Below are 4,669 nucleotides of genomic sequence, written 5' to 3' on the forward strand. Positions count from 1 at the left end.
AATACTCGTACAACTAAAGCTGGATATTTAGCACGTGCATTAGTCGCGCCAATACATGTGAATTATCATAAAGAACATCATCTTATGGCTGCTGTTCCGTATTTTAAATTACCGAAAATGCATCAGATGTTACGTGAGCGCGGACATGTAGAAGAACCGCCAACGTATTGGCAAGTTTTGCATGAACTATCCAACCAAGCTGATTAATTCAAGAATAGAAGAATAGATATGCTATTAGCAAAAGAACAGATCATTAGTTTTTTAGCCCAAGAATTTCCACAAGCACTGGAAAAAACATCAATTGTGGAGATTACCCCAAAAGGTGCAGAGCTATTATATCGTGTCGATCAAAGTGACTTACGTCCCGGACAAACTGTGTCTGGGCCAACATTGATGCTTGTAGCTGATTTTGCATTGTATGTTGCGATTTTAGGTGACTTGGGATTGGTGGCCATGGCAGTCACAACCAATATGACGATTAACTTTTTCCGCAAACCAAACGGAATGCAAAATATCAAAGCTGTTTGTAAATTGATTAAAGTCGGCAAAACTTTAGTGACTGGTGAGGTATGGCTTTATTCAGTTGGAGACGATGAACCTGTTGCTCATGTTATCGGTACATATGCAATTCCAAAGCAATAAAAAATTTTAGAAATAACAACGAATAGAGCAGCAAAACATAACAACAATTCAGTATGAGAATTGGTAAGAACATGCTAAAACTAAGTTTGTTCAAATTTATTTGTTCTTACCATTTTTACTTATATGCCCATAGAACTCGACTTAATACCTCTGTCTCATATTTCGCTTGACCACGAGCAAGTTTTAGCGATTAAGCGAAATGATCTATTGCCTTTGATGGATGATCCGCATCGTTTGAATGCCTATGCCGATCATTTAGTTCAAGCTCAAAGTGTTTTATTGAATGGTATTGACCCTAAATTAAATCAACAGTTAAGTGAAGTTATCTCACAGATTATTCAACAGCTGTCACTTTCAAAAAAGTATCTACGTGGTCGTCGATTCAATGCATTACAAAAATGGCTCGGCATTGATGTGGAGTATGATGCAAGTCAGGTCAAATATTTAAAAGACCTTGATCGCTTAATTGATGAAGCAAATCATTTAAGTCAAAAACTGCAAATAGAAATACAGAAGTCACAATCACGAATACAACAGGTATTGGGCTTACGAGAACAAATGGCAGCCTATATTGGCGCAGCTCAAGAGTTTTTGAATGAATATCCTGAGTTTAGTCGCCAAAAAACTTTAGATCATTTTCTTGAGCGATTGTCTAAAAAGGTGAATACCTTACAAACTTTACAAACGAGTAATGATATTGCGATCAAACAAATGCATTTATCTCAGCATTTATCTTTTAGTTTATTAGATCGATTTAAAGAAGCTCAGCAAGTTTTGATTCCAGCATGGCAATATCATTTACAGCAAAGTCGTCACTCAAATTCAAGCATCACTCTTGAAAAATTGGATAAAAGTCGAGAAGATTTGATTCAAAATCTTAAAAAATCATTAGAGAAATAAGAGGGGAAAAGTATGTCTGGTTCAGAATTGACTCAAGCGTCAACTCAAGTCGAATTAAAACAAGAGGAACGCTTTGAACAATTGAATTTAAAAGAGCTAGGATTGCAACCGCATGATTTTGCGGAGGTGATGGATGCACATAAGGAACTCGCTGAGATAAGCACAACTGTTGTAGCTGAATATGGGAAAAATATTGCCAATAAAACATCGACTTATACAGATGAGTTACTTGATCTCGTTCAAAATAAAGATTTAGATGCAACAGGGCAAAAATTAAATCAGGTCGTTCAGGTTGCTCAGCAATTAAATACTTCGAGTATTTTGAATAAGTCTAAAAGTTCAGGATTTTTTGGTGGTTTACTTAGTAAATTTAAAAGCGCAAAGCAAAGTTTTGATCAGCATTTTAATACGACCAAAGAACAGATTGATGCTTTAGTCAAAGAAATTGAGAGTTCACAATCTGGTTTGAAAGCACGTGTTGGAACTCTAGACAAAATGTTTGATGCTGTGCAGGAAGAGTATAAACAGTTGGGTGTTTATATCGCAGCAGGACAACTGAAGCAACAAGATATTCAACAGCAAATTGCGACATTGGCTAATCAAGAGCAAGATCAGCAGACCACGCAACAAATTTATGATCTCAATCATTTAGCGAATAATCTTGAAAAAAGGGTGAGTGATTTACAGGTACTGCAACAATCTGCAATGCAAACCCTACCCATGATTCGTATTATTCAATCTAATAATTTGATGTTGGTTGATAAATTCTATGCAATAAAAAATATTACATTGCCAGCTTGGAAGAATCAGATTAGCTTAGCGATTTCATTGCAAGAACAGAAAAATAGTGTGCAATTAGCGAAAGCGATTGATGACACGACCAATGATTTACTTCGTCGAAATGCGGAATTATTGCATCAAAACTCAGTTGATACTGCAAAAGCGAATCAACGTTCAGTGATTGATGTTGAAACACTTGAACATGTTCAAAACACCCTCATTAAAACAGTAAATGATGTAATCCAAATCCAGAAAGAGGGAATGCAAAAAAGAGCTGAAGCAACAACGCGTTTGCGTGCATTGCAAGAAAGTCTTAATCATCTCGTTCTGGAAAATAGTGGGCAAACGCCTAAATCTTAAAATTTATTATGAAAGGAAAGATCATTGTCACCCATAAATGATTTAAGTGTGGAACCTATTGATCAGCGTTTGCAGGTGTTGAAAAAACGCCAACGCAATATAGTCATTGGGCTTGCTGTAAGTATAGTCTTGATGGTTTTAAGTATTGCGGCATTCTTTCTACAAAAAGAATTTATTTATCGGTTTTTTGATCTTTCATTGCATGTTCAGAGTTTAGATTTACCATATCAAGTACAAGATTTGGTACCTTTTAAACAACCTGTGGATTATTTTTTTAATCTTCTTTCTTGGTTTGGTTGGCTGTTTCTGAAAGTCCTTGTTTCCTTTGTTGGTTCATTTCTAATTGTGCGTTGGGTGAAGAAATTTAAGTTCTTCCAACAGCGATTTCAAGCTTGGACGCAGCGATTTTTGGCATGGATCATTTCGTTTATATTGCTATGGTCAGGATTAAGCTATATTCAATACGACTGGAAAAACGAAACAGAAGAAGTTTATCAGCGTTGGATGAGCTATCAAACAAATATTGTCGAAAGCCAAATTGCTCAAGATTTACAAGATATAAATATTTCTCAAACAGAAAAAGCTTATGTCTTAGCTCAGGTCGCTTTGTTACATGATCCGATTGATCGCAAAACTGCGAATATTTATGTCAATCAATTGATCGAAGCTGAGAAAAAGGTTCCCACTGAATTTCGTAAATATGATTTTAAGCCTGAACAATTGTGGGTGATGCAACAACAGCTGTATGGGAAAAGTATTACTTTGATTACTCAACCGCTAGATATCCAAGCGCAGCAAGCAGAAAAAATTTCAAAGTACGTGAATTTCTTTTTGTTGGTCTTTCTAATTATCAATCTCGCAATGAGTGTGGTTTTGTACATGCTAGCTAAGCATTTTAAAAACCGTCGATATCGAATTACGCAGAAACTTGATCTATAAGTTTGTTATGTTCGGTTTGTTCGATTGATATTATGAAAACAACCTGTTTTACCTATTTAAATAATTTGCGTACTATAGCCCCATTGAAAGAATTTAGCTGATTGAATTGCTGAGAATTTGGAGAAAGACATGTTAGATCAAAATATTAAAACTCAATTAAAAGCTTACTTAGAACGTTTAGAAAGTCCAATCGAGTTGGTGGCTGCTTTAGATGAATCCGATAAAGCTGCAAAAATCAAAGAACTCGTGACCGAAATTGCTGAACTTTCTGATCAAGTTACGGCGCGTTTTGACGGTTCAAACGCTCGCCGTCCTAGTTTCGGTGTGGCTAAAGCAGGTGAACAACCTCGTGTGTTCTTCGCTGGTCTACCAATGGGACATGAGTTCACCTCTTTGATCTTGGCATTGTTACAAGTTTCAGGTTATGCACCGAAGGTATCTGATGAGGTGTTAAATCAGATTAAAGGTTTGAACTTAAAATCAAACTTTGATGTGTTTGTATCTTTGAGTTGTCACAACTGTCCAGATGTAGTTCAAGCGTTGAACTTGATTGCGATCTATAACCCCGATGCAACTGCGACCATGATTGATGGTGGTTTCTTCCAAGAAGAAGTTGAAGAACGCAAAATCTTAGCAGTCCCAATGTTGTTCCAAGATAATCAACATATTGGTCAGGGTCGTATGACTTTGGAAGAAATCATCGCGAAGTTAGATAGCAACTCAGCAGAGAAAGATGCAGCTCTTCTCAATGCAAAAGATGCTTTTGATGTATTGGTGATTGGTGGTGGTCCTGCAGGCGGTACAGCAGCGATCTATGCAGCGCGTAAAGGGATCAAAACTGGGATTGTGGCTGAACGTTTTGGTGGTCAAGTCATGGATACCATGGATATTGAAAACTTTACTACGATTCAAAAAACAGTTGGTCCTAAGTTTGCTCAAGACATGGAAGCCCATGTCCGTGAATACGGTGTGGACATCATGAACTTGCAACGTGTCAGCAAGATCACAGGTGCAGATCAAACAGCCAATGGTTTGGTTGAAGTTGAAC

At 36.9% G+C, this 4,669-nt stretch carries 5 protein-coding genes and 1 pseudogene; all 6 read left to right on the forward strand.

All coding sequences use genetic code 11. From position 1 onward, the window contains the following. Positions 1-207 (forward strand): annotated as a pseudogene (locus A2003_RS00280) (fatty acid desaturase family protein); the annotation flags it as partial. A gap of 21 nt (positions 208-228) precedes the next feature. Continuing rightward, positions 229-642, forward strand: coding sequence for a PaaI family thioesterase (locus A2003_RS00285; protein WP_004911902.1), 414 nt, complete (start codon positions 229-231; stop codon positions 640-642). 123 nt (positions 643-765) lie between these two features. Further along, positions 766-1,542 (forward strand): tellurium resistance protein, encoded by a 777-nt coding sequence (locus A2003_RS00290; RefSeq protein ID WP_286686663.1) that lies wholly within the window; start codon positions 766-768, stop codon positions 1,540-1,542. A gap of 12 nt (positions 1,543-1,554) precedes the next feature. Continuing rightward, positions 1,555-2,682 (forward strand): toxic anion resistance protein, encoded by a 1,128-nt coding sequence (locus A2003_RS00295; RefSeq protein ID WP_099948814.1) that lies wholly within the window; start codon positions 1,555-1,557, stop codon positions 2,680-2,682. Between the two features lie 24 nt (positions 2,683-2,706). Next, a complete protein-coding gene (locus tag A2003_RS00300; protein ID WP_286686664.1) occupies positions 2,707-3,621 on the forward strand; it encodes a hypothetical protein in 915 nt (304 codons plus the stop codon). A gap of 129 nt (positions 3,622-3,750) precedes the next feature. After that, positions 3,751-4,669 (forward strand): thioredoxin family protein (locus tag A2003_RS00305; protein ID WP_286686665.1); only part of this gene is annotated, 919 nt, incomplete at its 3' end.

Source organism: Acinetobacter sp. GWC1_38_13 (genome assembly GCF_001767535.1).
Lineage (GTDB): Bacteria > Pseudomonadota > Gammaproteobacteria > Pseudomonadales > Moraxellaceae > Acinetobacter > Acinetobacter junii.

What these genes read in the sequence shown, in the direction of transcription:
- A2003_RS00285 (WP_004911902.1), top strand. Translation starts at nt 229, where the DNA reads ATGCTATTAGCAAAAGAACAGATCATTAGTTTTTTAGCCCAAGAATTT.
- A2003_RS00290 (WP_286686663.1), top strand. Translation starts at nt 766, where the DNA reads ATGCCCATAGAACTCGACTTAATACCTCTGTCTCATATTTCGCTTGAC.
- A2003_RS00295 (WP_099948814.1), top strand. Translation starts at nt 1,555, where the DNA reads ATGTCTGGTTCAGAATTGACTCAAGCGTCAACTCAAGTCGAATTAAAA.